Origin of the sequence: Pseudomonas sp. UBA1879, assembly GCF_002338065.1 — a bacterium.
In the GTDB taxonomy this organism is placed as follows: Bacteria; Pseudomonadota; Gammaproteobacteria; order Pseudomonadales; family Pseudomonadaceae; genus Aquipseudomonas.
The window spans coordinates 67,128-92,741 of record NZ_DDHJ01000021.1; the positions used below are offsets into that span (position 1 = coordinate 67,128).

Annotated in this window: 33 protein-coding genes; 11 read left to right on the forward strand and 22 right to left on the reverse strand. The window is 58.2% G+C overall.

The window, feature by feature from the left end:
• Nucleotides 1-139 precede the first annotated feature (139 nt).
• The 4 genes from B3N48_RS23585 to B3N48_RS23600 all read left to right on the forward strand — a co-directional run bounded on the left by B3N48_RS23585 (nt 140) and on the right by B3N48_RS23600 (nt 3,833).
• Nucleotides 140-1,408: an OprD family porin gene (locus B3N48_RS23585; RefSeq protein ID WP_296187779.1), complete on the forward strand. Its 1,269-nt coding sequence runs from the start codon at nt 140-142 to the stop codon at nt 1,406-1,408.
• Between the two features lie 244 nt (nt 1,409-1,652).
• Nucleotides 1,653-2,426: an AraC family transcriptional regulator gene (locus B3N48_RS23590; protein WP_296187780.1), complete on the forward strand. Its 774-nt coding sequence runs from the start codon at nt 1,653-1,655 to the stop codon at nt 2,424-2,426.
• A 233-nt stretch (nt 2,427-2,659) separates the two neighbouring features.
• On the forward strand, nt 2,660-2,833 hold the full coding sequence (locus B3N48_RS23595; RefSeq protein WP_296187782.1) for a DUF1427 family protein: 174 nt from the start codon (nt 2,660-2,662) through the stop codon (nt 2,831-2,833).
• Nucleotides 2,834-2,873: 40 nt separating this feature from the next.
• The gene (locus B3N48_RS23600; protein WP_296187784.1) at nt 2,874-3,833 is read left to right on the forward strand and encodes a quinone oxidoreductase family protein; all 960 of its coding nucleotides are present in this window, start codon (nt 2,874-2,876) and stop codon (nt 3,831-3,833) included.
• 67 nt (nt 3,834-3,900) lie between these two features.
• On the opposite strand, the gene B3N48_RS23605 is transcribed toward B3N48_RS23600, so the two are convergent.
• From B3N48_RS23605 to B3N48_RS23620, 4 genes are all read right to left on the reverse strand, one after another.
• Nucleotides 3,901-4,191, reverse strand: a complete 291-nt coding sequence (locus B3N48_RS23605; protein ID WP_296187786.1) for a type II toxin-antitoxin system RelE family toxin — start codon at nt 4,189-4,191, stop codon at nt 3,901-3,903.
• A complete protein-coding gene (locus B3N48_RS23610) occupies nt 4,181-4,420 on the reverse strand; it encodes a type II toxin-antitoxin system RelB/DinJ family antitoxin (protein ID WP_296187787.1) in 240 nt (79 codons plus the stop codon). The genes B3N48_RS23605 and B3N48_RS23610 overlap by 11 nt, the downstream gene beginning before the upstream one ends.
• An 89-nt stretch (nt 4,421-4,509) precedes the next feature.
• On the reverse strand, nt 4,510-5,259 hold the full coding sequence (locus tag B3N48_RS23615) for a substrate-binding periplasmic protein (RefSeq protein ID WP_296187788.1): 750 nt from the start codon (nt 5,257-5,259) through the stop codon (nt 4,510-4,512).
• Nucleotides 5,260-5,391: 132 nt separating this feature from the next.
• Nucleotides 5,392-5,712 carry a hypothetical protein gene (locus tag B3N48_RS23620; protein ID WP_062379479.1) on the reverse strand — a complete coding sequence of 107 codons (321 nt, stop codon included), beginning with the start codon at nt 5,710-5,712 and terminating at the stop codon, nt 5,392-5,394.
• 350 nt (nt 5,713-6,062) lie between these two features.
• Here B3N48_RS23620 and B3N48_RS23625 point away from each other — a divergent pair, with 350 nt between their 5' ends.
• The 4 genes from B3N48_RS23625 (at nt 6,063) to B3N48_RS23640 (ending at nt 10,666) form a co-directional block, all read left to right on the forward strand.
• Complete coding sequence (locus B3N48_RS23625) at nt 6,063-6,974, forward strand: LysR family transcriptional regulator (RefSeq protein WP_296187789.1); 912 nt, start codon at nt 6,063-6,065, stop codon at nt 6,972-6,974.
• A gap of 104 nt (nt 6,975-7,078) precedes the next feature.
• Nucleotides 7,079-8,272, forward strand: coding sequence for a CaiB/BaiF CoA transferase family protein (locus tag B3N48_RS23630; RefSeq protein WP_296187790.1), 1,194 nt, complete (start codon nt 7,079-7,081; stop codon nt 8,270-8,272).
• Nucleotides 8,269-9,207: a hydroxymethylglutaryl-CoA lyase gene (locus tag B3N48_RS23635; RefSeq protein WP_296187791.1), complete on the forward strand. Its 939-nt coding sequence runs from the start codon at nt 8,269-8,271 to the stop codon at nt 9,205-9,207. The genes B3N48_RS23630 and B3N48_RS23635 overlap by 4 nt, the downstream gene beginning before the upstream one ends.
• A 124-nt stretch (nt 9,208-9,331) precedes the next feature.
• A complete protein-coding gene (locus B3N48_RS23640; RefSeq protein WP_296187792.1) occupies nt 9,332-10,666 on the forward strand; it encodes an MFS transporter in 1,335 nt (444 codons plus the stop codon).
• A gap of 73 nt (nt 10,667-10,739) precedes the next feature.
• Here B3N48_RS23640 and B3N48_RS23645 read toward each other — a convergent pair whose 3' ends face one another.
• From B3N48_RS23645 to B3N48_RS23675, 7 genes are all read right to left on the reverse strand, one after another.
• A complete protein-coding gene (locus tag B3N48_RS23645; RefSeq protein WP_296187793.1) occupies nt 10,740-11,099 on the reverse strand; it encodes a DUF3597 family protein in 360 nt (119 codons plus the stop codon).
• Nucleotides 11,100-11,556: 457 nt separating this feature from the next.
• Nucleotides 11,557-12,249, reverse strand: a complete 693-nt coding sequence (locus tag B3N48_RS23650) for a YoaK family protein (protein ID WP_296187794.1) — start codon at nt 12,247-12,249, stop codon at nt 11,557-11,559.
• A 118-nt stretch (nt 12,250-12,367) separates the two neighbouring features.
• A complete protein-coding gene (locus B3N48_RS23655) occupies nt 12,368-13,678 on the reverse strand; it encodes a methyl-accepting chemotaxis protein (RefSeq protein ID WP_414704279.1) in 1,311 nt (436 codons plus the stop codon).
• Nucleotides 13,679-13,839: 161 nt separating this feature from the next.
• Nucleotides 13,840-14,346 (reverse strand): GAF domain-containing protein, encoded by a 507-nt coding sequence (locus B3N48_RS23660; RefSeq protein WP_296187795.1) that lies wholly within the window; start codon nt 14,344-14,346, stop codon nt 13,840-13,842.
• Between the two features lie 721 nt (nt 14,347-15,067).
• Nucleotides 15,068-16,216, reverse strand: coding sequence for a site-specific integrase (locus B3N48_RS23665; RefSeq protein ID WP_296187796.1), 1,149 nt, complete (start codon nt 16,214-16,216; stop codon nt 15,068-15,070).
• Entirely contained in the window at nt 16,213-16,419 is a 207-nt protein-coding gene (locus B3N48_RS23670; RefSeq protein WP_296187798.1) for a hypothetical protein, read from the reverse strand. The genes B3N48_RS23665 and B3N48_RS23670 overlap by 4 nt, the downstream gene beginning before the upstream one ends.
• On the reverse strand, nt 16,416-16,946 hold the full coding sequence (locus B3N48_RS23675; protein WP_296187799.1) for a hypothetical protein: 531 nt from the start codon (nt 16,944-16,946) through the stop codon (nt 16,416-16,418). Before B3N48_RS23675 ends, B3N48_RS23670 begins: the two co-directional genes overlap by 4 nt.
• A 124-nt stretch (nt 16,947-17,070) precedes the next feature.
• On the opposite strand from B3N48_RS23675, the gene B3N48_RS23680 reads away from it, so the two are divergent.
• A complete protein-coding gene (locus B3N48_RS23680) occupies nt 17,071-17,289 on the forward strand; it encodes a hypothetical protein (RefSeq protein WP_296187801.1) in 219 nt (72 codons plus the stop codon).
• 13 nt (nt 17,290-17,302) lie between these two features.
• On the opposite strand, the gene B3N48_RS23685 is transcribed toward B3N48_RS23680, so the two are convergent.
• Genes B3N48_RS23685 through B3N48_RS23705 form a run of 5 tightly spaced genes read right to left on the reverse strand, consistent with a single transcriptional unit; the run spans nt 17,303 to nt 20,054 of the window.
• Nucleotides 17,303-18,229 carry a phosphohydrolase gene (locus B3N48_RS23685; protein ID WP_296187803.1) on the reverse strand — a complete coding sequence of 309 codons (927 nt, stop codon included), beginning with the start codon at nt 18,227-18,229 and terminating at the stop codon, nt 17,303-17,305.
• On the reverse strand, nt 18,222-18,749 hold the full coding sequence (locus tag B3N48_RS23690; RefSeq protein WP_296187804.1) for a hypothetical protein: 528 nt from the start codon (nt 18,747-18,749) through the stop codon (nt 18,222-18,224). The genes B3N48_RS23685 and B3N48_RS23690 overlap by 8 nt, the downstream gene beginning before the upstream one ends.
• 54 nt (nt 18,750-18,803) lie before the next feature.
• Nucleotides 18,804-18,980, reverse strand: coding sequence for a hypothetical protein (locus B3N48_RS23695; RefSeq protein WP_296187806.1), 177 nt, complete (start codon nt 18,978-18,980; stop codon nt 18,804-18,806).
• Entirely contained in the window at nt 18,977-19,687 is a 711-nt protein-coding gene (locus B3N48_RS23700) for a morphogenetic protein (RefSeq protein ID WP_296187807.1), read from the reverse strand. Before B3N48_RS23700 ends, B3N48_RS23695 begins: the two co-directional genes overlap by 4 nt.
• A complete protein-coding gene (locus B3N48_RS23705) occupies nt 19,674-20,054 on the reverse strand; it encodes an HNH endonuclease (RefSeq protein ID WP_296187808.1) in 381 nt (126 codons plus the stop codon). The genes B3N48_RS23700 and B3N48_RS23705 overlap by 14 nt, the downstream gene beginning before the upstream one ends.
• Nucleotides 20,055-20,211: 157 nt before the next feature.
• Here B3N48_RS23705 and B3N48_RS23710 point away from each other — a divergent pair, with 157 nt between their 5' ends.
• The gene (locus B3N48_RS23710; RefSeq protein WP_296187809.1) at nt 20,212-20,430 is read left to right on the forward strand and encodes a hypothetical protein; all 219 of its coding nucleotides are present in this window, start codon (nt 20,212-20,214) and stop codon (nt 20,428-20,430) included.
• Between the two features lie 79 nt (nt 20,431-20,509).
• Here the strand turns inward: B3N48_RS23710 and B3N48_RS23715 are convergent, their stop codons facing one another.
• The 6 genes from B3N48_RS23715 to B3N48_RS23740 all read right to left on the reverse strand — a co-directional run bounded on the left by B3N48_RS23715 (nt 20,510) and on the right by B3N48_RS23740 (nt 24,662).
• A complete protein-coding gene (locus B3N48_RS23715; protein ID WP_296187810.1) occupies nt 20,510-20,647 on the reverse strand; it encodes a hypothetical protein in 138 nt (45 codons plus the stop codon).
• A 4-nt stretch (nt 20,648-20,651) separates the two neighbouring features.
• The gene (locus B3N48_RS23720) at nt 20,652-21,524 is read right to left on the reverse strand and encodes a hypothetical protein (protein ID WP_296187812.1); all 873 of its coding nucleotides are present in this window, start codon (nt 21,522-21,524) and stop codon (nt 20,652-20,654) included.
• A complete protein-coding gene (locus B3N48_RS23725; RefSeq protein WP_296187814.1) occupies nt 21,521-21,754 on the reverse strand; it encodes a hypothetical protein in 234 nt (77 codons plus the stop codon). Before B3N48_RS23725 ends, B3N48_RS23720 begins: the two co-directional genes overlap by 4 nt.
• Nucleotides 21,754-22,068 carry a DUF4406 domain-containing protein gene (locus B3N48_RS23730; RefSeq protein ID WP_296187815.1) on the reverse strand — a complete coding sequence of 105 codons (315 nt, stop codon included), beginning with the start codon at nt 22,066-22,068 and terminating at the stop codon, nt 21,754-21,756. The genes B3N48_RS23725 and B3N48_RS23730 overlap by 1 nt, the downstream gene beginning before the upstream one ends.
• Entirely contained in the window at nt 22,065-22,499 is a 435-nt protein-coding gene (locus B3N48_RS23735) for a hypothetical protein (protein ID WP_296187816.1), read from the reverse strand. Before B3N48_RS23735 ends, B3N48_RS23730 begins: the two co-directional genes overlap by 4 nt.
• 81 nt (nt 22,500-22,580) lie before the next feature.
• Nucleotides 22,581-24,662 (reverse strand): DNA cytosine methyltransferase, encoded by a 2,082-nt coding sequence (locus B3N48_RS23740; protein WP_296187818.1) that lies wholly within the window; start codon nt 24,660-24,662, stop codon nt 22,581-22,583.
• Between the two features lie 179 nt (nt 24,663-24,841).
• Between B3N48_RS23740 and B3N48_RS23745 the strand changes: the two genes are divergently transcribed.
• Nucleotides 24,842-25,561: a hypothetical protein gene (locus B3N48_RS23745; protein ID WP_296187819.1), complete on the forward strand. Its 720-nt coding sequence runs from the start codon at nt 24,842-24,844 to the stop codon at nt 25,559-25,561.
• Nucleotides 25,562-25,614: the final 53 nt, after the last annotated feature.

Here is a 25,614-nt window from a genome sequence, read left to right on the forward strand (position 1 = left end):
AAGCGCCATGTACGTGCATCAGTAGTCCACTGCGATGATTTCGTGCGGGCTTCCGTGACTGATATCAGTCTGGGGAGACGCAATTACCTGTCCGGTTTTTGCCACAGCGCGAGATCAATCTGCCAATAAGGACAACAAGATGAAACAGCGTATCGGTCTGCTCGCTCTGGGCATTCTGGCGGCGACTCAGGCTATGGCCGACGGCCAAGCCGACTCCAAAGGGTTCGTTGAAGACAGCAGCCTCAACGTCAATCTGCGCAACGTATACATCAACCGTGACTACAAAGGCGGCCCACAAGATCGCGCCGAATGGGGTCAGGGTTTCATCGCGAACTACTCCTCCGGTTACACCCAAGGCACCGTTGGCGTCGGCGTTGACGCATTCGGGCTGTACGCCGTTCGCCTGGACGGCGGTCGTGGCAAAAGCGGCGCCGGTGGTATCGACTTCTTCAAACAGGACAGCAGCGGCAAAGCGGCTGACGATCTTGCCCGTTTCGGCGGCGCGGTCAAATTCCGCATCTCCAACACCGAGCTGAAATACGGCGACCAGATGCCAGAGCTGCCGGTCCTGAGTTACGACAACTCGCGCCTGCTGCCTGAAACGTATACCGGCACCATGATCACGTCCAAAGAGATCAAAGACCTGACGCTGGTGGCTGGCCGCTTCACCGCTCAGACCCGCAAAAGTGCTGAAGGCCGCGACAGCGGTGACCTGAAGAGCATCAACGTCTACGGCGGTAGCTACAAATTCAGCGATGCATTCAGTGCCGCTTACTACGCCTCCGACGACGAAGACACGCTGAAGAAACAGTACGTCAATCTGAACTACGTCTTCGCGCTGCCGACCGACCAGTCGCTGACTTTCGACTTCAACGGCTACAAGACCAAGCTGGACCGTGACGTTGCGGTCGACGACGCCCGTGACAACAAGATCTGGAGCCTGGCTGCGACGTGGGCGGTGGGCATTCACTCCTTCACCATCGCGCACCAGCGCAGCACCGGCGAAACCGGCTACAACTACGGCGGCTACCGCAACAACGGCGGCTTCAGCGATGGCGGTAACTCCATCTACCTGACCAACTCCTACTGGTCGGACTTCAACGCCAAGGACGAACGCTCCTGGCAGTTGGGCTACGGCGTCAACCTGTCGACCCTCGTGACGCCAGGCCTGAGCTACAAAGTGGCCTATGTGCGCGGCGACAACATCGACGACGGTACGAATCGCGGCGAAGGCGACGAGCATGAACTGTTCAGCCAAATGACCTACGTCGTCCAGAGCGGCCCGGCCAAAGACCTGTCCCTGCGCCTGCGCAACTCCTGGCTGCGCGTATCGGACAACGCGTCCAACTACAACGTTGGCGGTAACGAAACCCGCATCTTCATCACCTACCCGATCAACGTGTTCTGATGTTGAACGGCTGATGAGCTGACGCTACAAAAAACGCCCCGGTCGAGAGATCGGGGCGTTTTTATTCGAGTGATCCGCACGCTCAGCGTATCGACCGCTCGATGTCGTGTGGCCGTTGCACCCCTTCGAGCGCAACCTCACTCCCACAAGATTGCATTGCAGATTTCTACCCACTCTCATCTGCTAGCGACGACTCATGACATGCCGCTAACATTGCCCCTTCTCATCCTGCACGGTCACACCCATGGCCCTTGCCGCACCCCCTGATCTTTCAAACACTGCCGTTCCGCTCCAGCGGGTGGCGCGGACGTATGCGCGTGGGCTTTACATCGAGCCCCATGAGCATGACTGGGGGCAGGTGCTGTATGCGATGTCGGGGGTGATGTGGGTTGAGACCCCCAATGAGGCGCTGGTGGTCCCGCCGCAGCGGGCGGTCTGGTTGCCGCCGGGGGTGAGCCACGGCATTCGGGTGGTGTCGGACCTGGAAATGCGCAACATCTACCTGCGTCCGGGCTTGGCCGAGACTTTGGAGCCGACTGTTCAAGTGTTCGAGGTGGCGCGTCTGTTACGCGAGTTGATCGTCAATCTGGTGGCCGAGCAGGACAAGGATTCCGAGTATTACAGCGCTTTGGTCGGTCTGGCGCTGCTGGAACTCAGGCGCGCGAAGCGTTCGCTGCTGAAGGTGCCGATGCCTGACGACAGTGACCGCCGGCTGATGAACGTCTGTCAGGCGGTGATGATCGAGCCGTCCATCAACCTTTCATTCGAGCAACATGCCGAGAACGCCGGAGCCAGTGTCCGGACCCTGTCCCGGCTGTTTCAAAGCGCGTTGGGGATGGGCTTTGCCGAATGGCGCAGGCAGGTGCAGTTGGCGACGGCGGTGGCGGAAATCATTCAAGGGGTGCCTGTCAGTACCATCGCGCGTTCGATGGGGTATTCGCCCAGCAGTTTCAGCGACATGTTTCGTCGTGAGCTGGGCATGCCACCTTCGCAGTATCCGTTGGGCGAAACGTCGTAATCGCCATACATCCTTGTAGGCGTGAGCTTGCTCGCGATGGCAGTATTTCTGCAAACGCGCTTCACCCAAAGACCGCCATCGCGAGCACGCTCACTCCTACAGATTGTGCCGTCCGGTTCAGACTGTCCGAAATTCAGAAGCACTTGGCCGGTAGCGGTTCCGGTCCGTCCCTAAACTCTGGTTCATCGCCCACTGCTGTCGTGGCAGCACGACGCCTGGCCCCGGAGTTCGCCATGAGCTACATCATTTCACTCGCAATCGGTATCGCCGTCGGTTTGCTGTACGGCGCCCTCGACTTCCGCTCGCCCGCGCCACCGCTGGTCGCGTTGGTCGGCCTGCTCGGCATGCAGGCCGGGGAAAAGCTCTGGCCCATGGGCCGTCAGCTGATCGCCCATCTGAGCTCCTGAAACACACGATTCCCGTCTTCCCACTCTGGATGTGACCGCCATGAAAGCACTGCAATTTTCCCGAACCGGCGACCTGGCTGCCCTGGAAGTCGTTGAACTGCCGACCCCCGTTCCTGCGGCGGGCGAGGTGTTGGTACAGATCAAAGCGGCGGGGCTCAACCCCAGCGACGTGAAAAACGTCCTCGGTCGCTTCCCGTACACGACCCTGCCAAGGGTGCCGGGGCGTGATTTTGCGGGGGTGGTCATCGAAGGCCCGAGCGAGTTGATTGGCCAGGAGGTCTGGGGCACGGGCAACCAGATCGGCTTTTCACGCAATGGCTCACATGCCGGGTACATCACGCTGTCGGCCCAAGGGGTGGCGCTCAAGCCCAAATCCTTGAGCTTCGTGCAGGCCGCGAGTCTGGGCGTGCCTTACACCACGGCGTGGGACGCGCTCGAGCGCAGTCGGGTCAACGCCGACACCCGTCTGCTCGTGATCGGTGCCAATGGCGCCGTCGGCAGCGCCGCTATCGCGCTGGCCAAGGTGCGTGGTGCTCAAGTGGTGGCTGCTGCACGTCGGCCGGAACAGGTCAAAGCGCTTCAGGACCAAGGCTACAACGCCCTTCTGCTGGGCAAGCCCGAGGTGCTTTCCGATCAAGTGAATGCAGTATTTCAGGGCGGAGCGGATGTGATCTTCGACACCACCGGCTTCTGGCTGCCCGCTTCGGTTCAGGCGCTTGCGCCATTCGGACGCATCGCGATCATCGCCGCTCCGGTGGATGGCCACGTCCAACTGCCCGCGCTGGCGCTGTACCGCAAGGGCGGTTCAGTGGTGGGCATCAACTCCCTCTTGTACGGCGTCGAAGCCTGTGCCCGGATGCTCGAACAATTCGGCAAATTGTTTGACGACGGCTCGCTGCCGCTCCCGACTGGCTTGGTCGAGACGCCGATCGAAGAGGGCCTTGCACGTTACGTAGAGGTGAACGAGGGGAGCGCGGACAAGATTATTTTGGTGCCGTGAATTGCGGCAGGTCATTAGCCAAGGGCGTCGCTTGCAAAAAATTTGCACAGACGACGCCGCCCCTATATCAGTCGCGTAGCTGTTCCTGAGCCCGCTCGTAGGCTGCCTCTCGTTCTCGCTTACCAATGGCGACGACGAACACCACGACTTCCTGCTCCAAGACTTGATAGATCAAACGATACCCCGTGCTTTGTAACTTGATCTTGTAGCAGTCTGGCAGGTCTCGAAGCCTGTTGGACTCTATACGAGGATTCTCCAATACCTCAGAAAGCTTCCTCTTGAGTTGGTTTCTGATTGTATCCCCTAGCTTTTTCCATTCTTTCAGCGCGCGTCGATCGAATTCAAGCCTATAGGTCATCCAAAGAAACCTTCACGCGCTGAGGGTCTGCGAGGCGTTTTTTGACCTCAGCGAGTAGCGCTTCGTCCTCGTCATTCATGAGTACAGGTTTGAAGGGAAGCCTGCCGTTATCGGCAACGTATTGAAGTGTCTGTCGTAGCAGATCTGAAGGCGAGACGCCCAGTTTTTCAAGTTCGGCAAATGAACGGGATTTGAGTCCATCGTCGATACGGATATTGATTGAAGCCATGTGCGCAACCTGTAATGACGTTTGCCCTTACGGTACGTCTTGAAGCCCTCAAGCACAACTTCAAGACGTCGGACGGCATATCGTAATCTTCACCAAACCGGCAACCCCTTCAAATACCCCGCTTCGATCTTGCCCACTGTCCCGTTCGCTTCCAGGGTGTTGATAGCGGTTCTGAGGCGTTCGACGATTTGCGGGTCGCAGTCCTTGGAGCAGGCGAGGTAGAGGTCTGCAGTCATCAGCACGCGGCTCATCACCAACGGCCGATCGCTGATTTGCCTCCAGATGTAGCGGGTTTCCGGGACCCCGTTGAACCATGCGTCCACGCGTCCCATGAGCAGCATCTGCGCAGGGTTTTCACCGATTTTCAGCGGGTAGATTTGCGAGGCGGGAAAGCCTTCTTCACGCAAGCGGGCCTCCTGCGCAGTGCCGAGCCCCACGGCGATGAGTTTGAAGCTTTTCCTGGCTTCGTCGAAAGTGTCGACTCGCTTATCCAAGCTGAAAAACGTGCGATCCATCGTCATCACTGGGGCGATCCAGGTGAAGAGGTTTTCGCGGCTCTGGCTGCGCGTGAGCGGCGTGATCAGCAGGTCCTTGCCAATGCTGACTTCCCGTTGGCCCCTGGGCCATGGCGGAGAAGCGAACCGGGCGGAATACCCGGCCATGGCCATCGCCTGTAACACGATGTCGCCAGCGATGCCGTGTTCGTCTGCCTGACCGAGCATCGTCAGCGGCGGCGCTTCGGGAACGTAGAGACCAATGGTCGGAGCGGCGAATGTGACAGATACGCCTGCCAACAGCGCGCTCACAGCGCATCGGATAAAGCGGGAAATCCATTTCATGGCAGCAGTGCTCAAGGTAAATACAGGGCCTGACAGGGCAGGCCTCTTGCCTGGCGCATGAGTCGGTCTGGCTGCCGCTCATGATGTGGCTGAAACGCTACGACATTTATCCGGCGAGGGCGCTGCGGACGATCAGGTCTTGTTGTGTTCGTTGGTATAGCGACCGCTCAGCTCCCAACCACATTCGAGCAACATGTCGATCCAGTCCTCATAAGAATCGTCGACGTCGAGCAGATTCATGAATTGATCTTCGATGTGGCAGCGGAACGTCTGTTCTTCAACGTTCCACTCGACATCACGAATTCGCCACGCGCGTTGATCGGGCAATTGAATGTTCAAGCCGTGGAACGGCACGAATGGCAGCTCGACTTCGAACAGGAGCTTCGACCATTCGGAAGAGATTTCAGGGGTCTGATGAGTCCAGACATATTTGATCAATCGGACGTTGTGCACAGTTGGACCTTCTCTGGTGTTTCAGGTGGCAAGCCACGGTCGCCTTGATCGAAGACGCGAGCCCGTCGGAATGCCTATACGTTACTAGAAGGGCGCGTGATCGGGGAGGGGGCGCGTGAGATCGCTGCCGCAGAGCTTCGGGCGTGCGAGGCTTGTAGGTCATCGTTGACGACGAATGGTGGGTCGACGAGGGTTTTTGAGTCAGCTATGGAAGACCGTCTGGCAGAATCCGGGGCTGCAGAAGATCCACGTCTACCCTTTGGAGTCGTTCAAATTCCTGTTCTGGTGGTGTGATAGCCAGCCGTCGTTTTACGTATATGCTGGGCAGGCCCCGTGGCCGAGACCTGCCCATGCTTCACAAAAATCTCATTCGTCGCCTTGACCTGATCACCCTCAAGCTGTTCGTGGCCGTTCACGAGGAAGGCACGCTGACCCGTGCCGCAGCGCGCGAGACCATTGCTGTATCGGCTGCCAGCAAGCGGCTGATGGAGCTTGAAGAGGTTTTGGGCATTGGGCTGTTTGTGCGCAATGCCAAGGGCATGGTGCTGACCGCTGCCGGGGAAACCTTGTTGCACCACGCGCGGCGCATGTTGTTCGACCTCGAAAAGATGGGCCTTGAACTCGATGAGCACCGGCAAGGCATGCGCGGCTATGTACGCATGTTGGCTAACCTGTCGGCGATCATTCAGTTCCTTCCGGAAGACCTGCACGACTTCACCATCAGCCATGAACGGGTCAAGGTCGATCTGGAAGAGCGACCTAGCACCGGCGTGGTTCAAGGGTTAATCGACGGTGTTGCTGATATCGGCATCTGTTCGGAAGACACCGATGTTCAGGGCCTCTACAGCGTGCCGTACAAGCCCGACGAATTGGTCGTGGTCATGCGTCCCGACCATGCACTGGCTCAACGGGATCACGTCGCTTTCGAAGACACACTGGACAGTGATCACATCGGGCTGCACGCCGCCAGCTCCATCAACATGCGCACCCACACGGCAGCGCGCTCCCATGGCAAGCCTCTACGCGTGCGTATTCATGTTCCGGGTTTCGACGCGATGTGCCGGATGGTGCAGGCGAACATGGGAATTGGGGTCCTGCCGCGTAAGGCGTTTGATTTGTTGGGCACACCTTTGGGCCTGACAGCCGTAGGCTTGAGCGATGCGTGGGCAAAACGCACGTTGATTTTGGTGGTGCGCGACAAGGCCGCGTTATCCCCGGTCAGCCTCTTACTGTTCGATCACCTGCAGCAGCACCGTCGCTAGCGTTCGCGTTTCGCGAACGATGCTTGCCAACATACGGTTGGATTTGCGAAACCCCGGTCCTCTAGTCTTGGTTACAAATTCCAAGAAACACTGAGGTATCCGCTATGACAGGCCCCCTGAACGGTGTGCGCGTAATTGAAATCGGCACACTGATCGCAGCGCCCTTCGCCGCACGCCTGATGGGCGAGTTCGGCGCCGAGGTGATCAAGATCGAATCCATGGGACAGGGTGACCCGCTTCGTAAATGGCGAAAGCTGCACGAAGGCACTTCGCTCTGGTGGTATCTCCAGTCTCGGAACAAAAAATCCCTGTCGCTGAACCTCAAATCCCCCGAAGGCATCGAGATCGTCAAACGTCTGGCCGAAAGCGCCGACCTGTTGATCGAAAACCTGCGCCCTGGCGCGCTGGAAAAACTTGGTCTTGGCTGGGATGTCCTACACGCGTTAAACCCCAAGCTGACGCTGGTGCGTATCTCGGGCTACGGCCAATCCGGTCCTTACCGTGATCGTCCGGGCTTTGGTGCCATTGGCGAGGCCATGGGCGGCATTCGTTACACCACCGGCACCCCCGGTTCGCCTCCGGCGCGAGTCGGTGTGAGCCTGGGTGATTCACTGGCCTCGATGCACGCTGTGATGGGCGCGCTGATGTCGTTGCTGCGGGTGAAAACCGGGCAAGGCAATGGCCAGATCGTCGACGTTTCGCTGGTCGAAAGCGTGTTCAACGTCATGGAAAGCCTGGTGCCGGAATACGACATGCTTGGCCATGTTCGTGAGCGTACCGGCGGTGCACTGCCCGGCATCGCACCGTCCAACACTTACCCGACTGCTGATGGCGCATTTGTCGTGATCGCCGGCAACAGCGATCCGATTTTCAAGCGCCTGATGCACACCATTGACCGTCCTGATCTGGCTGAAGCCCCTGAGCTTGCGCAGAACGACGGCCGTGCCGCGCAGAGCGGGATGCTAGATGCGGTGATCAGTGCCTGGTCGTCCAGCTTGCCTATCGACGACGTCCTTGGGGCGCTTGAACAGGCGGAAGTGCCCGCCGGCCGCATTTATAACGTCGCTGACATTGTGGCCGACTCTCACTATCAGGCGCGCGAGATGATCCTCGACGCGCAGCTGCCCGGCGGCGCCAACGTGAAAATGCCCGGCATCGTGCCCAAACTCTCTGAAACACCGGGTTCGGTGAACTGGCAAGGCCCTGCCTTGGGGCAACACACTGACAGCGTCCTGAGCGATTTGGGCCTGACCGCTGCCGATATCGCACAACTCAAAACAGAGGGGGTGGTGCAATGATCACCGACTTTTCCGAGCGTTTGATCGTCCAGGAAGTTTCGCCGCGCGACGGTTTGCAAATCGAGCCCACTTGGGTCGAAACACCCGACAAAATCGAGCTCATTGATCAGCTTTCTCTGGCCGGTTTCAGCCGCATCGAGGCCGGTTCTTTTGTCTCGCCCAAGGCTATTCCCGCGCTGCGTGACGGCGACGAGGTGTTTCGCGGGATCCGCCGTCATCCGAATGTGATCTACGTGTCGCTGATTCCCAACCTCAAAGGCGCACAACGCGCAGTGGGTGCGGGCGCCGATGAACTGAACCTCGTCATGTCCGCTAGCCAGACCCACAACCTGGCGAACATGCGCATGCGTTGCGAGCAATCTTTGAACGCGTTTGCGGATGTCGTCTCGTTTGCGGCGGATTACCCTGTGAGCCTCAACGGATCGATCGCTACGACCTTCGGTTGCCCGTTCGAAGGCAAGATCGACGAAGACCGCGTGCTGCAGATCGTCGATGCCTATCTGGAACTGGGCATGCAGGGCATTTCCCTGGCGGATACGACCGGCATGGCCAACCCGCGTCAGGTGCATCGACTGGTGCAACGCGTGCTGACGCGCATACCGGCATCGGCGCTGACTCTGCACTTCCATAACACCCGCGGGCTGGGGCTTAGCAATGTCCTCGCGGCCTACGAGGCAGGCGCTCGCCGTTTTGATGCGTCGCTCGGTGGCTTGGGCGGCTGCCCGTTTGCGCCTGGCGCCTCAGGAAACATCTGCACTGAAGACCTTGTGAACATGTGCGAAGAAATGGGGATCGAGACCGGTATCGATTTGCCGCATCTTCTGAAACTGTCGCGCGGTCTGCCTGCGCTGCTCGGGCATGAAATGCCGGGCCAAGTTGCCAAGGCAGGGCGCAACTGTGATTTGCATCCCGCGCCTGAAAATCTGCCTGGCTGAGCTGTCGCGAAGCATCTGTAGCCAAACGCTTGACCGAATACGAACGAATACGCCTCGCCGCGCATTCGTCCAGACAACAAAAACAATAGGGCTCCCTTTGGGAAGTCCAACTGGAGTGACCGCAATGACTATCTCCGTTCTAAACCCTAATAGCAGCGTCGTCGACGTTGTGAACGCTGAGAAAGCCTTGATCCGCAAAGTCGCGTGGCGGCTGATGCCATTGATCATGGTCTGCTACCTGTTCGCATTCTTTGACCGAATCAACATCAGCTTCGCCAAGTTTCAGCTGCAAACCGACCTCAGCTTGAGCGACACCGCGTACGGCCTCGGCGCGAGCCTGTTCGTCATCGGTTACGTGCTGTTCGAGGTGCCGAGCAACATCATGCTCTACAAGGTGGGCGCCCGCCGCTGGATTGCCCGGATCATGATTTCCTGGGGCATCGCGACCGCACTGATGGTGTTCGTCAACGCTGAATGGCAATTCTACGTGCTGCGTTTCGTCATCGGCGCCATGGAAGCCGGTTTCGCACCCGGCGTACTGTTTTATCTGACGCTGTGGTTCCCGCAAACCTACCGTGGCCGCATCACATCAATCCTGTTCCTCGCATCGGCATTTGCCGGTCTGCTCGGTGCGCCGATCTCCGGTCTGGTGCTGGGCCACATGGACGGCGTCATGCAAATGCGCGGTTGGCACTGGCTGTTTCTGCTCGGCGGCTTGCCTTGCATCGCGTTGGGCATCGCTGTGCTCAAGATTCTCAAGGACCGCGTTTCCGACGCCCATTGGCTGACCGACGCTGAAAAAACCTACCTTTCCAGCCGCATCGCCCAGCATGAGCCCAACCAACATGGCTCGCTGCTGACCGCCCTGAAAATGCCGGGTTTCCTGATGCTCGGTCTGATCTACTTCCTGATCCAGGTGGCATCCTACGGTCTCAACTTCTGGGCGCCTCAGCTGATTCGCAGCGCAGGTGTCGAAAGCCCGGTCGTGATCGGCCTGCTCACTGCCATTCCTTATATTTGTGGCGCGATCAGCATGGTCGTGATCGGTCGCCTGTCAGACGCCAGCGGCGAGCGTCGCAAATTTGTCTGCGGTCTGGTCGTGTTGGGTGCCATCGGCTTCTTCAGCGCAGGGATTTTTGCTCAGCACACCAGCATGCTTATCCTCTCACTGGCCATGCTCGGTGGCGGCATCGTCGCCTCCATCCCGGCATTCTGGACCCTGCCACCGAAACTGCTGGCCGGCGCAGGCGCAGGCGCGGCGGGCGGCATCGCGCTGATCAACACCCTCGGCCAATTCGGCGGCATCGTCAGCCCGATCATGGTCGGCAGCATCAAGGACATGACAGGCAGCACCACGCCGGCGCTGTACGTGATTGGCGTCACTAGCGTGATCGCGGCAGGTTTGTTGTTGTGGGCGTTGCCCGAGAAGTTGCGGACGTTGGACAAGAATCACGACTGACACGTGAAAGCTGCGCCTGACGCCAGGCGCAGCTTTTTGCGCAGGTATAAGTCTGCACCGTGTCGTTCGGGCGTTATCCCTGCGTCGCCTTGTTCAATACGGCTTTATGCAACGCGATGTTCTGCTCCGGCGTACCCTCATAGGACGAAATGCCGACTTCCTCGGCCAACTTCTTCCGATTCTCCATGCTGCTGTCGAGGTTCAATGCCTTGAGCAGGTCAACGATGGACGACTGGGGATTCAGCCCTGGATTGCCCTCCTTCAACTTCGTAATTTCGGCGCTGAGTTGATCAGGCGTAGGCTGACTACTTGCTCCAGAAGAGGGCGACGCGCTCCCCGCCGTGGGCGCAGTCGACGCATCGGGCGATGCCGGCGTGCTGGCGTTGGCTGTCCCAAACCCGAGTTTTTCAAGAATGCTGCTGATGATACTCATGGTAAGTCCCTTTTATAGATGATCGAACTTTGCAGGAGATGGCTGACAGGCGAATGCCTGTCGGTTCAAGGTCACCCTCTGCGTCGTAGCGGCAGCCGACAGGTCGTCACAAAAACCAAATGGACGGAAGCCCGCACAAGGTGCCGATGCCCCAGATACCCGCCTTGGAGCTGATACTTGAGCGGGACGGTCTAAACGTCTTCCATCGCTGGAAATGGGATCGTCACTGCCTCGTGCGTAGGAACTGCCCATAAAACGTGTGGCATATCAGTCATGTGCAGCGTAGCCGCTATTCACTGGAGTGGTAGGGGGAGCGTTCGGTTCCGGCTGCACGCGGGCTCATCGGGATATCGGACGAGCGGCAACGCTGGTTCTTGCGGAGCAGGGGGACAGGGCGACGTGTCGACACACTTGATGCCCGCGTTCAGTCTGCACAAGCGGAGTCGTTGCTAGTGGCTCACTTGGGCATGTATCTGGACTGCCATCTGCGCGGGATCGCCGCCGACGCAATCCCGACCCCTAACGTGATAACGCCGCTGATGACCATGGCCTTGAACGCAAATGTGTGGGCCATGGCGCCTCCGACTATGGCGCCAATCAGCATGCCGCCCCACGGCACGAGCTGCACACGCCAACCGATCCGGTGTTGCCCCAGAAGCGCACGGCCCAATCCCCGCCCAAACCTCGACAAGGCCCCGGTGACGTACGTCAGTCCAATGGGCAAACCATTCACTTCTTCGACGACCGCGTTGATCATTCCCATGGCCAACACTGCTAAAAGCGGGGCTATCAAATGCTCGCCGAGCATTCCGCCAGTGATCAGCAAAAGTCCAATGCAAAAGAGCAAGGGCCACGCTCGACGCCCACTGAAGGTTGCAGCGACCACGCCCAAGGCATTTCCCACGACGAATGCCGCGATGAGCACGGCAATATGGATAGCCAGGACAACGTTGCTCGTACTCAGCGACACCGCAAGGCGTGTGGTATTGCCGCTCATGAATGAAACGAAGTCGCCCGTGACCATGAAACTGACTGAGTCCGTCATACCGGCGATGAACGAGAGGCTGGCCACGAAGTAAAGACCGATCCGTCCACGCAGTCGCGACAACCGCTGGGCTTTGGCGCCGGTGTACCGGGACTCTGGAAGCACTGCGACCTCGGCTGTGTAGAGATTCGTGACAACGTGCCCTGCATGTGATTGGCAGGCGCTGCATTCCGGTCTAAGCCCCACGGCGCCATGCCGGGATGTGTTCCTGCATCATGCAGCGTCAGAGATTTTTAGCGAACTTCTCCACCGCATCGACGACTTCACGGGCACCGCCTTGAATCTCGAGAATGACGTTCCCCGCCTGCTGAGCCAGCTCTAAGCCCTGCTCTGCCTGATTTCGGCTACTGGCCATATCAAGCACCGCCTGCTCAACGAGCGCCTGGTTCTTCTGCACAACGGTGACAATTTCTTCGGTCGCTGCGCTGGTACGGGCCGCCAGATGCCTGACTTCGTCCGCGACCACCGCAAAGCCTCGTCCCTGTTCCCCGGCCCGAGCGGCTTCGATCGCCGCATTGAGCGCCAGAAGGTTGGTCTGCTGTGCGATGCTGCCGATGGTTTGGACGATTGAGCTGATCAGCAGCGACTGTTTTCCAAGTGCCTCGACGCCTTCGGAAGCAGAGGTCACCTCGCCGACGATCTTGTTCATCGTGTCCACCGTTTCCTGCACAACCTGAGCGCCACGCTTGGCCGACACATCGGTATTTTGGGAAACCTCGTAAGCGGTGTTAGCCGCTGCTCCGACTTCGGCTTCCCCCTGAACCTGATCCGTGATTTCAGTCGCAAACTTCACGATCTTATAAAGCTGCCCGCGGGTGTCGTGGACCGGGTTGTAGGTCGCCTCCAGCCATATTTCTCGACCTGCGCTGTTGAGTCGTTTGAATCGCCCGGCGACAAATTGGCCCGAGCGCAAGCGTTTCCAAAACTCCGCGTATTCCTGTGAACCGGCATAGGACGGTTCGCAGAAAAGGCTGTGGTGTTTGCCTGAAATTTGATTCAAGTCGTATCCCACGGCACCCAGAAAGTTCGAATTTGCCGTGAGGATCTTGCCCGTCAGATCAAACTCGATCACCGCCGTAGAGCGCAGAAGCGCGTTGATGAACTCTTCGTTTTCCCGCGCTTTGTTGACGAGTGCGGTCACTTCCGAGCCATAGCAGGTCATATGCGTGACGTTGCCTTGCTCATCCTTCAAAGGGCACCAGGATGCACGGGTCCACACCAGATTTCCGTCGCCCGCAATGTACCGGTACTCATCCGTGACGCCTTGCCCGCGCGCCATCGCACTTATGAAGTTCCTGTAGCAAGGCAGCTCCTTGACGTAATCCGGGGTAATGGTCCCCAGCGCCGCCCCAATAAGCTTTTCGCTCGGGACGCCAATAAAGCTGGCGAAGCGCTCATTGATGTGGGTGATGACAAGATCCCGATTCACCGTCAAGCGCAACATCTCCGCATCCACAGCGTGCTGATCACTGTGCAGACTGCGCAGCTCGTTTTTTGCCAACGTGAGCTCTTTCTTAAAGGCTGATCCAAACATAGCGGCGACCGATTTCGTTCAGGGTATCCATAGCTATCGGCATCGCGTGAAAAAGGATGACCCAAACTCACGACCGATCAGACGACCAGCGATGGAAAACGCTTGTGCGTCGACTGACCGGCCTACAAACCCCCTATCAAGATGCCGGTGCTCACATGCCTTTAGCGATCGGTCAAACGACCGTTGCCAAAGAAAATGCAGCCGATCAGCCTGGCAAACAAATGTAAGGTCTCGGCCAGATCGGGATTCTCGAACAGAACAGGCTTGGAATCGAGCGCACACAGCGCGCCGTATAGCGTGCCGTCCGGCAGTAAAATCGGTACCCCTACGTAGCTTTCCAGCCCGTATTGCTTCACGACAGGACGTATCTGGTGCCGCGGGCTTTGACGGATATCAGGGAGTAGCAGCGCTTGTGGATCAGTCAGAAAATCGCTGCACAGCGTCATTTCGACAGGCAGCGTCTCCCCGGCATTGATCCCGATATCACCGATGTCGTGGGCCGAACAGACGATCCAGTCGCTATTGTCGAACTTCGCGATGGCCGCAAATCTCATCCTTGTCATGCGCGTCACGATACTCAAAACACTCGTCGTCGCCTCAATCTCCGCAATCGCCGCCCGCTCCTGGGGCGTGAGCATCGAGTAAATCTGTTCGCAGCTATTTTGCATTATGGTCCCCAGGCAGGTGGCGATGAGCTATGCCGAAGTGTACATCCGAATGTCCCCCAACGCCCAAGCGCGCTAGACACGCGCGACGATCGACGTGTGGCTGCTTGACTGGTCGTGCTGAGTGAGAGGACGAGGGATCGGTGAAGCGAATTGATGTCAGGTCGATATTTGGGGAATGGGTGGAAACCGCCGACCAGAATTTGGTCATGGGCTGAGGCTTAATTATGGAAGGCATCTATTGAGTTGAACTCGAAAGACTCAGATGGATGGCGCGTGCACCCATGCGTTTGCCCAATTTCGAGTCCACAAGAAAAACAAAAGGCCCGCATTTCTGCGAGCCTTTGTTTTGTATGGTGCCGGCACCAGGAGTCGAACCCGGGACCTACTGATTACAAGTCAGCTGCCTTATCGCCGGATTGTCTACGTTGCAGGCATTTTAATGTACGCGAGACATAAGCTTGAAGCCAAACGGGCCAAGGACCTGTCCGGTTATTGTACGTATGGATTCGGGTCGCAATCTTCAGTCTGGCGCGGTCGTGAACTGTGGATAACTGAGATTGGGCAACTGATCAAATCGGATTACTGGGGGATGGTCCGACCTTTGCAGCGAATGTTCGAAGAGAGGGGAGTGTGCTTTGGGCGGGCCGCACGTGCGGTGGTTTTGAGGGGATAGTAGTGGCAATTATTTGAAGCGACTGTTCAACCGAAGTTGAAGCGCAATTTACTCGGCTGATGGATTCACGATCGGCAAACTTAGGTCATATACATCCATCATGGATTCATCTTTATGGCCGGATGCCTCTTGCTTATCGGACCTATTCCCGACTGTGTCGGTGATACCTTTCCGCTTGAAGTCGTGCATCCCAAATCGTTGCTCTTCGGTTAGAACTTTCTTGTCGATTGCCTGGATAATTAATCGTTGGAAGGCGGAGTCCAGACCTGACTTTGTAAGTTGCCCACCGCTGGCGGAAACGATCAGGAACCGTTGCTCGGGACGGAATGGCACCGGTTTTTTTCGACGCTGCCAGATTTCATTCCTCACCGCCTTGGCGGCGTCCCATGCCGCCCGAAGCCGGGGCGTCCAGCGAACGATGTTGTCGCGACTGCCTTTGCGCCTGTTGGTCAGCACGCCCTCGGGCAATTCGTTCTCGTCAGTCAGGGTGATGGTTTCGATCCCGCGCAGTCGGCACAGATAGCCAATCTCCATCACATACCATAGGTACGGCGAGCACGCGCCAGGCTGCCCGCGCTTGAGCTGACCCTGTTGATGCGCGAACCGAATGAGGTTGGTCATCACTGTCGAATCAGGCAGACGTCGCTGTTTCCGCTCTTTTGGTGCCTCGATGCCCTTGGCAGGGTTATCGGTCACGAATCCGCGGTTGCGGCCCCATTGCATCGTGCGGCGCAGGTAGCGAAGGGCATGGGCGGCTTTCGATGGCGTGCCTTGTTGAGCGATTTTGTCGATGATCCGTTGAATCAGAGCCGGAGTGAATTTCTTGACCGCCAGTTCGCCCAGCGGCTTGCCCAGCTTGGTGGGGTACTCCAGCAACACGTCGCGCGAGTAGCAATAGTCGTCCTGAGTTTTCTGGCCCAGGCCAGTGAACTGCTGGCTTTTGTGGAACTCGGCGCACAGGTATTGGAGGCTGTCCCGGTCAATGCCCTTGCGATCCTCTATGAGCCGATGCAGCTCGGATAGAGTGACGTTCGCTGCGCAAAGGTTCGCGCGCTGGCGCCGGCCAGCCTCATTGAAATACAGGATGTACCAGCAGCCGGACCCTCGATGGTCGAAATAGACGTCGCGCGGGAGGGCCGTCTGATCAATGTGGCCAGGGATGTTCGGGTTGTGCTGGCGCTTCCGGCCTCTTTTCATACGATCTCCGCACCGTATTTGTCTTCATCCATCGGCTTCAGGCCGCCAGCCTGATTCACCAGGTCGACAGTCGTCCATGGCCCGTTGCGGCCGAGGAATATCCGGATTCCCTGCCCGCGTAGCGTCCGCTCGACGTCGGCGCGGCGCGTGTAGCCGGTGATCCGCTGCAACTCTTGGAATTCCAGAACTGTAGCTGCGCTCATAGCGGGTTGCCTTCTGTTGCGCTGTCGAAGCGTGAGGGTTTGTTTGCTTTGGCGTGGCCTACACACGCGCGCGTCGGCTCACCGGTCTCATCCATGTAGGCGTGACACAGGAAACCTTTCGGATCGTGCGCTTTGTAAGCCGCGTCCGATGTGGCGATAGGTGATTGATTGGCTATCGACCCAAGCCGGTAGGCGCACCCATGGCACGCGCCTTTCGGATCACACTGGCTGGCGAGAACCACGCCTTGGCATGCGCCGATGATTGTGGGCATGTTCAGGCTGGTGATTCTCTCGGGGTGAACGCCGCATTCCTCGATCAGCACCTGGTCGCTCATCTCCGCACAGTTCGCAGCGACAGAGTTGGCCATGCCGATGAACTGCGAGAAAACTTCGATCATGTGGCGCTCACCATTCCGTCGCAAAAGTTCGGTCAGCAGCTCAACGCGCTTCGCTGGATCGAACTGAACAATTCCTGCCAGTTCAAGCGCGACCTTGGGGCTCATGCGGTACTCAGTATTCGCAGGCATGCGTGTCTCCTGCCCCGCATCGTCGCCGGGCTGCATAGAAATAAATGGGGATCGCCGCTCATCGGGATTTGAGCACTATCCAGGGGGTGGCTACTCAATGGGGTAGCCAGAGGAAAAGGAAGTTATGCAACCGGAAATAGTTGATACCCCCAACGCGCTTGATCTCATCCAAGAGCTCGACGACGCAACCGAGCAGATGATGGCGATCTCCGTCGACCTCGTCGGCACTGCCGAGTGGCAGGAGGCTTTTGATAGACAGCAACGCGCGTTTCGGACTTGGCGCGACTACCTCTATCACAAGGCCGACGAGAAACCGCCGGCGCGGCTATTACACCTAGCCTGACTGGTGCGGCTGGCTACTGAGTCAATTCGTGGCCGAATGGCACTCGGAATCCGGAGGCGTTGCGATGCCCACCGCCGCCGTACTGCTTGGCAACCTCAGAGACGTCGAGACCCGCATCGGTGCTTCTCAAGCTGAAGACTCGGCCGTCTGGTGTGTCCCAGTAGCGGGCAGCGAAAAGCTCACCTTGAGCCATGAGGTGTCCCGCATCGCTGGTCAGCGTGTAGGGCAGGCTGGCCGCTGGGACATCATGACCGCCAACTACCAGTCGCCGCTTGGTCACCGCTACCAGTTCTGCGACGTCTTTGTGATGTTTGCGCTCGATCGCTGCGCCGTCGGCCCGCATCGCTTGCACATCGGTCTCCATCAACTGATCCCAAACCTCAAAGTCGTAGGGATAGCTGAATAGGTTGGCCTGAATTTCCCGAGTGCCGTCCAGCTTGAACAGCCACAGGTCGCGGTCCTCGATGTGGCGGAGCAGCTGCGGCGGCTCCATGTCAGGGAAGTAGTGATCCCAAGCCAGCATCGCACCGCTTCTGTTCATGTCGAAGCAGCAGGCTATCGCAGGGCCGCCTTGACTCATGGCCATGTCGTGAGCAGTTTTCCATCCAAGCAGGGGCGATCCGTTGTCGTGGCGGATGTCGTTTTTAATGCCGGCATGGAACGGCTCAAAGCGCGCCAGATCTTCCGCTGCGCTTTTGTGGTGGTCCAGCACAATGACGCTATGTGCCTGGCGCGCGAGGCTCGACAGAACCTCGTACTTGTAGCTGAAGTCCACCAGCACAACGTCCTTGCCGGTGACGTCCGGTGGCTCTTGCCCGTACACACCCGCCACAAACTCCACGCCATTACCGAGAGCTTTGCGGACCACCCAGGCGCCGCCAAACCCGTCGGCGCAGTTGCCGTGGTAGATGCACATCGTTTTACGTTGGATATCAGTCATGAGTCTCTCCGGGTGCAGCGCGATCTAATGGTGGGTATTTTGCCAAGACTTGGTCGGCGACTGTCATCGCAGCTTGGGCATCGTTGACGTAGGCCGGGTCGAAGCCACCGCAAAGATGAATTGTTGCCTGGCACGCGCGGAGGTTTTCACGGTTCAGCTTCAATGCTGCGGTCAGTTCCTCGCGCGCAGCGCCTTCTGCTCGGCCGAGATCCCAGAACCGTTTCGCCCAATGACCTTCCGGCGGCGGGTTCGTGTTCTGGTAACCGAAGGCCATGACGCCGGTGATGGAGTCACAAAGATCGCGCTTGTAGGTGTTCGCCCCGTCAATGCTCATTGGCACGCGGCGGAGGGTGCTCAGGACGTCGTCGAAGCTGACGCCGAGGTCCTTGAGCACGATATCGAGGCCTGGCTTGCCCTTGGTGTAGACGGTAAGGCAAAGCTTGGCGCCGGGCCAAAGCTGCTCGCTGATCTTGACCAGGGCATCGTTGGCCACCTCGTGGAATCGTTGAGTTGCAGACATAGCGATACCTCTCCCGCCGTACACCGGCAGGCATGTGGATAGATGGGGAAGGGGTTAGGACTGGAAGACGTGACCGATCGCGACAGCCTTTGCGGCGGCCTCGGTTTTGAACATCAGATTGGACTTGCCGGGACGGCCTTCGCTGACGTACTCGACATCGACCCACCAGCAGCCGAACTTCCGGTACGGCGCGCCGAGAATCCCGGTGACATAGCAGTCGATCAGGTTCATGGCGACACCCGCTTGAACTCGACGACCCAGACCCACGGGTCTGCGTCCCATGCGTCGGCACCGTTGATTGACGACCACAACAGCTCGAAAGATTTGCGGGGATCAGCGCTGTAGGTCTCCTTTCCTTCGACGTGGTACCAGTCGCCGAGCGCCGCATGATCGGCGTAGAGCCTCACACCTTCGGCCATGGCCTGCTTATCGCTGATGTCCTGCAGTCGCTCGACCCGCACATCGGTGATCTCAAGCAGGATGCGGCTGGCCCAGCGCGGCATGAAGATGCTTGGTCGCCAAGTGCCCTCGTAGTGGATTTCTTCGGTATCGGGCTTCCAGTCCGCTGTGGGTGGAATCATCCATAGGCCGTAATCACCAACGGCGCAGCTCGCTCTGTAGATGCGCGCCGCATTACGTTCGTCGCCCTTGATGATGTGGTCGTCCCAGTCAACACAGGCGCCGTCCTCATTGCCGAGAAGGGCGAACGTCTCCCGCACCCAAAGACGGTCGCCGGGGCGGCCGTAAGGGCATTCAGGGTTCGGCTTGGCCACGTCTGTGTTTCGAATGAACGGCTGCCCTAGACCGTAGCTGCCAATGTCGGCCTTGCTGCGCGGCTGAACCTTTACCACTCGGCGCGTGACCGTCTTCCGGCCTTCCAAGATGGCGCGCACCATCGGCGCCGAGAACAGGATTGGGCGTTCTTTAATGCTGTTCATCTTTCACCTTCTCGAAGTAGAACACCACCGGCACCGCTGTTTCGACGATCAGGCCGTACGCCTTCGCAAGCCGGTAGATCGGGTGGTACAGGTTCAGGCTGTTGACGTGGCCAGCCAGGAATGCGCGCCATGCTTCAAGCGGCATTTGCGACTTGCTCAGGTTGCAGGGCGCGCAGGCGGGCATCATGTTGTCGAGGTTGTGGTTCTGCGGGCGCTCGGCGTTGCCTTCCCAGCGATGACTGGTGCCGCGCCGGACCGATTGAAGGTGGTCGGCGTGCCACTTCGGGCCTAGATCAACACCGCAGTACGCGCATCGGCCGCCGTATTTCATGCGGACCTGCTCGCGCTCATGTTTCTTCAGGCGCACAGTTGCTCCTTCACCACGCATAGGCGCAGTCGGGTATTGGGATAGTTAAAGGGAGTTTTCACCGCTGATCCGATCGTGTTGAATTACCCAATCAGATACGACTCACAGATAGATGGAATCGATAACCGATTGCTTTCCGCAGAAAGGTTTCCTCCGCATGCAAACCGCCGATAATTTCCGTTTCACCGCCCATGAACTCCTGCTTGCGCTGGATGAATCCACTATCAGCATGATGAAGATGGTGGTGTCCTCATCCATGGGTAACACGGCCTGGAAGAGAGCAGTCACTGCACAGGAGGCGTCATTCGCAGCCCTACATCTGCATTTAGGGCACGCAGACGCCACGGCCCTGATGCAGCAAGGGTTCGTTCGATAGCGTGCGTCGGCCCTAAATGTCCGGGGTTGCGATCTACTCATCAGGTAATAGGAATTGGGTGGGCCGAACGGGGGAGGGGTTACTGCTTGGTGGACAGGCTGGCGTCGGTGATGCCGCATAGTGCGGCGTAAGTGGTTTTGACGACGCCAGCGGGGAGCTTCACTGCTTCGATTCGACCGTCCTCACCTCGGAGGAAATCGAGAATCCACCGGTCCATGTGTTCAGGTACGGACGCTTGGCAAAGTTCGCCATCGCATTCGAGGATGATCTGGACGATCTCTATCATGGTTCTGCCTGCTCGCAGCCGCATCGGGCGGAGTGGGCCTGAGGCAGTGTCTCGAAACGCGAATGCGCTTTGTCTCACACCCTGTTGAGCAGACGCCTTCGACAAAAGCGCAGTTTGCGCAATCGATCTTCGCGGCTGGCGCGGATTTGCGGGCAAGGAAATCCAAAACCGATTCGCAATGGGCAGGTGTTGGCAAGCTACCGTGTTTCAGGAGCTCTCGTGCTGCAGCCAGGTCAGCTTGCAGATCATCAACCCGCTGATCGGCGATCGTCAGGCGCTGCTGAAGCTCCTCGTTCAAGTAGAGAAGGGCTTTGATCGTCTCAAATTGAGCGCTTTGGACGGATCCCCACTTGTCTGCCAGCTTGTGGGCCAGATCGTGGCAGTGGAGGTTGGCCTTGGTAAGCTTGTGCTGAAGGCCTGCGTTGTCGGTTTGGAGGCGGGAGGCATGGGCCCCGTCTACCAGTTCCAGGCTTACATCTTCGTTTGTGACGAGCTGCCGTTGAATGCGCTCCAGTGTATTCATCTGAGGCTCGATGTCGATTTCACCCAGCTCTTCAGCGCTGAAGCTGCCGAGGGTCACTATCGCCAGCACTTCCATCTCGCCGCCACTAGGCGGCACAGGGGCAGCGGCGAGTATTGCAGCCCAGCACAGCTTGGCGCGGAACGCCGCTTGCTGGCAGCCGCTCATTTCTGAGTACTGCTCCCACACTTCCTCATCGGTGAAGCACTGATTCGGCACCGATTCGAAGCCATTGATCACCATGTTCTCGGTCGGTTCGACCGGCACCAACTTCCATTCCCGACTCATCGCCGTTGCTCCACGTCAGTGGTGATTGCCTGAACGACGACCGGGCCAAGTAAACGAATGCCCTGCTTGTCGTCTTTGAATGCACGGTTGATTCGCCCTTCGGCTGCCTCAAGTGCCTGTTTGTAAACCTGATCGAGCTTGCAATCAGGTCCCCATGAACCGAGGTTACTCAGTTCGATAGTGAGCGTGACCTTTGCGCCGGTACTGGTTCGTACGACTGGCTTTGCCATTACGCCTCCTGCGGCGAAACGATGCCGCTCGCCTGAATGACTGGTATCCGGAGATGCTGCGCAAGTTCGATTTCGACGTTGGCGCCGCGCGACTCTTTCCAGCCAGGCAGAAAGGCCACGGCATCGCAGGTCAGCATCTGGCGCAGTGCGGTACGCATGTACAGCTCCCACTCGTCACGGGTTGGCGCTGAATTCTCGGCGGGATTCTCAACGGTGTACCCCAGAGCGCGAAGCCGGGCAGCTTCGGCGTTGAATGCGGGGTAGTTGTAATCGGGCAGGCCCGTCATGGGCCCGCTTAGGTAGATGCGTTTCACGAGGCCTCCTGCTGTTCAGGCCATCCCGCCGGCAGATAGGGCGCGAGAATCTGCCGCGCTTCATCCACCAAGGTTTCAACGGCACGGGGATGGCAAATCTCGGCGCTGCGCAGTTTCTTGGCAGCAGCCTCCGCATTTGCTTTCAACGCATTGATATCCGGATGGCATTCGAGCGTTTCCGCGTCCGGATCGAGCAGTTTATTCGCAGGGTCGAGCAGCACCAGCATTCCGAACGTCACGCGGAAGATCGATCCGCAGCCATTGATTTCCAAAAGCTTTCGTAGCACCTCCTGACACTGTTCAGCGTCTTCGATATCGAAGAAGTCACCGTCGCTGCCCATTGCTTCCGGGACCCATTCTTTTTGGAGGGATTCGATGAAGCTGGCGGTTTGCTGAGCGACCTCAAGATCTTGCTCGCTGGCGCGAGCCATTTTCATAGGCATGGCGATATCCCTGTAACCGATTCAGGTTACTTTTCGAGATGTAACCTCTGGAGGTTACGGTGGGGTAGGTCAGGCGGCGACGGCCTGGCGCTCCGCGGCGCGCCACGGATCGTTGGCGCGGGCGAGTGCTGCCATCGGCGGCGGGCTGACGCTGTTGCCGCACATGTGGACCTGCTCGGTCTTGGTGAACGGTTTGCCGTCGGCGCCGTGCGTGATGATGTAATCCGGAGGGAAGCCCTGCGCCCGGTACAGCTCGGCCGGTTGCAGCATGCGTAGCCGGATGTCGACGATCACATAGGGCGTGCCCCTGACCATGACGGTGACCAGGCCCAGTCGATCCTTGGTGGTGATCGTTGGCGCCGGTTGATCACAGCCGCCCATGTTGTCGGTGCCGTAGTAGCTGATCAGGAATGCAGCTACTCGCAGGGCGCCTTCTTCGTGCTCTGGTGACAGTTCAAAACTGACCAGCGAACTCTTCCCGCCGCCGCCCGCCGTGATGGTCGGTGCTGGCCCTGTCAGTGCTTGGCCGACGCTAGCGCCGAACTGTCGTTCCATGAAGGCAGTCATCAGTCCGTGGTGCGTGCCGCCGGCGCTGACGGTGTGCAGAGGCTCATCCGCCGCCCGGGCGTCACAGTTGCCGCGCAAGTGCAGCAGGCTTGCTGTCACCAGTTGTTGCTGACTACCCGTGTTCGTCACTGTAGTCATCGGGTCGTTGAGGCTCCTGGCATCGGTGGCGTTGAAGCCGCCGTTCATCTGCGCCATGAACGCAGTGGCGATGCCCATGGCGTGCGCGGCGCCGGCGGGGCGCTGGTAGTTGCCTCCGCTGGTGATGGTTGGCAGCGGTTCGTCCAGCGCCTTGCCTTCATCGTTGAATCGGAACTTGACCAAGTGCGCCGCAGCCAGCGCGCGGTGGTTCTGGGTCATCATCGTGCCGGCCGGTTGGTCTGCCGGTTTCGGCTTGCCGCTGTACTCAGGGCCACCGGCGCCGACCATTACTGGACTGATCAACGTCAGCTCACCGCGATTGGCGCACGTGATCGTCGGTAGAGGCTCCAATGGATCGTTTACCCGGTCGCTGCCCTGGTGCGTGGCGGGAGCGATGACCGGGCTTACCACCGAAAACGACCCGCCTTTCGGGTAGGAAGTCACGGTGCGCAGCGGCTCCTCCATGGACTGAACAGTCTCCGTCGACCAGTTCGCGATGGGCACGATGAACGGCGCCGGATTGTCGATGACGAATTTCTTCATGCCCTTGGCGATACGGCGTTTGGTGGCCTCGGCCAGTTCATCTTTACGCCCGAAGATGCTCTTGCCCAAGTCGCTGAAGTCGATGCACTCGGCGGCGGTGCGGTACTTCTGCTGGCCCTTGCTGGGCTTCTTGGCGTGAGTAGGCTCTGGCCACACGATCGGCTGACCGTCGCAGCGGGCGATCATAAACAGGCGCTCGCGGCTCGTCGGCGCACCAAAGTCGCAAGCTTTGATGACACGCCATTCCACGGCGTACCCCATGCCTTCCAGCAACTGCACAAAGCGCTTCCAGGTGGCTCCGCGGCGTTTGGGATCGGGCACCAGAAACTGCTGGCCGACTGGCACGACTTCACCAGGTGCGGCGACCACTTTCTCGATGACTTCTTTGCCCTTGGCATTCAATACTGTCACTAGCTTGATGGCGCGGCCGGTTGCCTTGTCGCGCTTGGCAATCAGTGGGCCCCACTGCAGGATCTGCTTCACGTTCTCCAGGCTGATAACGCGGGGTTTCTTCTTGCCACCCCACTTCAGCCCGATCCACGACAGGTTGCGAATTTCGCGCTTGCGCGGCTGGCCGCCGGCTGCCTGGCTGTGGTGTGTACAGTCTGGCGACATGTGGAACCAGCCGACGGCTTTGCCGCCGCACTCGGTGTCGGGTTCACCCTCAAACACATCGGTGGTGAAGTGCTTCGCACCCGGGTGGTTGACGGTGTGCATGCTGATAGCCTTGGGGCTGTGGTTTTTGGCCACGTTCACTTTCCGGCCCAGGCCCATCTCCAGCCCGGTACCGGCGCCCCCACCGCCGCAGAAGAAATCCACGACTATCTCATCGTCCTGCGGATTGAAGCCAAGGCCGTACTGAGTTTTGAAATCGAAAGGGTGTTTCTTTGGACTTTTAGGCATAGGGGCTCCTCAACTATGCGGCTTACATATTTATCAAGGCAACCTCTGACATGAAGGTATGCATTAGCGTGGGGGATAGGCTGCGATCAGAACTGAGTGATGCATCACCACCAGACACTCAGGTGGAAATGGTAACTGGGTCTAGCTATGCTGATATTTTCATTCGGTAGAGATCTGCGATGTACGCCAGCCACTCCCAATTCAATACGCCGCCAGACGATACTGTCATCTGGCGCTACATGTCCGTAGAGAAGTATTTGTCTCTTTTGCACACGAAATCTTTATTTATGTGCAGGCTGGATAGATTTGAAGACCCTTGGGAGGGCGCTTACTCAGTGGGTTACGAAAGCTCTAACCCTGAAACACGTGAGGTCCAAGCAATACGTAGGGGATTTCTTTTCGTGAATTGCTGGCATGCCAATGAACATGAGTCTGCAGCGATGTGGGATCTGTACGCTACTCGCCATGCTGGCGTAGCAATAAAAACTACCATTGGGAGTTTAAAAAACTCCATAATTGCACCTGGTGAGATTTTCATCGGTGCAGTTCGATATGAGGATTATTCAGTTTATATTCCTAATTTGGCGGGAAACGTGCTGTTTCCAGCGTTGGTAAAACGCAGGAGTTTTTCTCATGAACATGAGATTAGGCTCCTTGCGCTTAATTATGAAAACAGTAAATGGCACTCTACTGATAGTGAGTACCCTTACTACGGCTACTCAGTGCCTGGAACGCTATCAATGGTTTGTGAGGTGGATTTAAATTTGTTGCTCAAAGACGTTATGTTTTCCCCATCAATGCCCGACTGGCTGTTCGAAACACTTAAAGATGTTTCTGGTCGATTCAATATTTGGCCAAATCATACAAAGTCTAGTCTGTATGATAGGCAGGTTGTGTAATTACCCCTGCCGCAGGGGCTTGCCTCAGGTGGAAAGGATGCTCGTGACTTAAT

Coding starts and splice junctions, on each gene's coding strand:
- B3N48_RS23610 (WP_296187787.1), bottom strand. CDS start 4,420: ATGGCTTCAATCAATATCCGTATCGACGATGGACTCAAATCCCGTTCA.
- B3N48_RS23615 (WP_296187788.1), bottom strand. CDS start 5,259: ATGAAATGGATTTCCCGCTTTATCCGATGCGCTGTGAGCGCGCTGTTG.
- B3N48_RS23635 (WP_296187791.1), top strand. CDS start 8,269: ATGATCACCGACTTTTCCGAGCGTTTGATCGTCCAGGAAGTTTCGCCG.
- B3N48_RS23625 (WP_296187789.1), top strand. CDS start 6,063: ATGCTTCACAAAAATCTCATTCGTCGCCTTGACCTGATCACCCTCAAG.
- B3N48_RS23725 (WP_296187814.1), bottom strand. CDS start 21,754: ATGGCAAAGCCAGTCGTACGAACCAGTACCGGCGCAAAGGTCACGCTC.
- B3N48_RS23715 (WP_296187810.1), bottom strand. CDS start 20,647: ATGGACCGGTGGATTCTCGATTTCCTCCGAGGTGAGGACGGTCGAATC.
- B3N48_RS23745 (WP_296187819.1), top strand. CDS start 24,842: ATGTACGCCAGCCACTCCCAATTCAATACGCCGCCAGACGATACTGTC.
- B3N48_RS23735 (WP_296187816.1), bottom strand. CDS start 22,499: ATGGCTCGCGCCAGCGAGCAAGATCTTGAGGTCGCTCAGCAAACCGCC.
- B3N48_RS23645 (WP_296187793.1), bottom strand. CDS start 11,099: ATGAGTATCATCAGCAGCATTCTTGAAAAACTCGGGTTTGGGACAGCC.
- B3N48_RS23740 (WP_296187818.1), bottom strand. CDS start 24,662: ATGCCTAAAAGTCCAAAGAAACACCCTTTCGATTTCAAAACTCAGTAC.
- B3N48_RS23710 (WP_296187809.1), top strand. CDS start 20,212: ATGCAAACCGCCGATAATTTCCGTTTCACCGCCCATGAACTCCTGCTT.
- B3N48_RS23605 (WP_296187786.1), bottom strand. CDS start 4,191: ATGACCTATAGGCTTGAATTCGATCGACGCGCGCTGAAAGAATGGAAA.
- B3N48_RS23600 (WP_296187784.1), top strand. CDS start 2,874: ATGAAAGCACTGCAATTTTCCCGAACCGGCGACCTGGCTGCCCTGGAA.
- B3N48_RS23655 (WP_414704279.1), bottom strand. CDS start 13,678: ATGTTTGGATCAGCCTTTAAGAAAGAGCTCACGTTGGCAAAAAACGAG.
- B3N48_RS23700 (WP_296187807.1), bottom strand. CDS start 19,687: ATGAACAGCATTAAAGAACGCCCAATCCTGTTCTCGGCGCCGATGGTG.
- B3N48_RS23630 (WP_296187790.1), top strand. CDS start 7,079: ATGACAGGCCCCCTGAACGGTGTGCGCGTAATTGAAATCGGCACACTG.
- B3N48_RS23585 (WP_296187779.1), top strand. CDS start 140: ATGAAACAGCGTATCGGTCTGCTCGCTCTGGGCATTCTGGCGGCGACT.
- B3N48_RS23665 (WP_296187796.1), bottom strand. CDS start 16,216: ATGAAAAGAGGCCGGAAGCGCCAGCACAACCCGAACATCCCTGGCCAC.
- B3N48_RS23685 (WP_296187803.1), bottom strand. CDS start 18,229: ATGACTGATATCCAACGTAAAACGATGTGCATCTACCACGGCAACTGC.
- B3N48_RS23590 (WP_296187780.1), top strand. CDS start 1,653: ATGGCCCTTGCCGCACCCCCTGATCTTTCAAACACTGCCGTTCCGCTC.
- B3N48_RS23690 (WP_296187804.1), bottom strand. CDS start 18,749: ATGTCTGCAACTCAACGATTCCACGAGGTGGCCAACGATGCCCTGGTC.
- B3N48_RS23695 (WP_296187806.1), bottom strand. CDS start 18,980: ATGAACCTGATCGACTGCTATGTCACCGGGATTCTCGGCGCGCCGTAC.
- B3N48_RS23670 (WP_296187798.1), bottom strand. CDS start 16,419: ATGAGCGCAGCTACAGTTCTGGAATTCCAAGAGTTGCAGCGGATCACC.
- B3N48_RS23720 (WP_296187812.1), bottom strand. CDS start 21,524: ATGAGTCGGGAATGGAAGTTGGTGCCGGTCGAACCGACCGAGAACATG.
- B3N48_RS23660 (WP_296187795.1), bottom strand. CDS start 14,346: ATGCAAAATAGCTGCGAACAGATTTACTCGATGCTCACGCCCCAGGAG.
- B3N48_RS23595 (WP_296187782.1), top strand. CDS start 2,660: ATGAGCTACATCATTTCACTCGCAATCGGTATCGCCGTCGGTTTGCTG.
- B3N48_RS23675 (WP_296187799.1), bottom strand. CDS start 16,946: ATGCCTGCGAATACTGAGTACCGCATGAGCCCCAAGGTCGCGCTTGAA.
- B3N48_RS23640 (WP_296187792.1), top strand. CDS start 9,332: ATGACTATCTCCGTTCTAAACCCTAATAGCAGCGTCGTCGACGTTGTG.
- B3N48_RS23680 (WP_296187801.1), top strand. CDS start 17,071: ATGCAACCGGAAATAGTTGATACCCCCAACGCGCTTGATCTCATCCAA.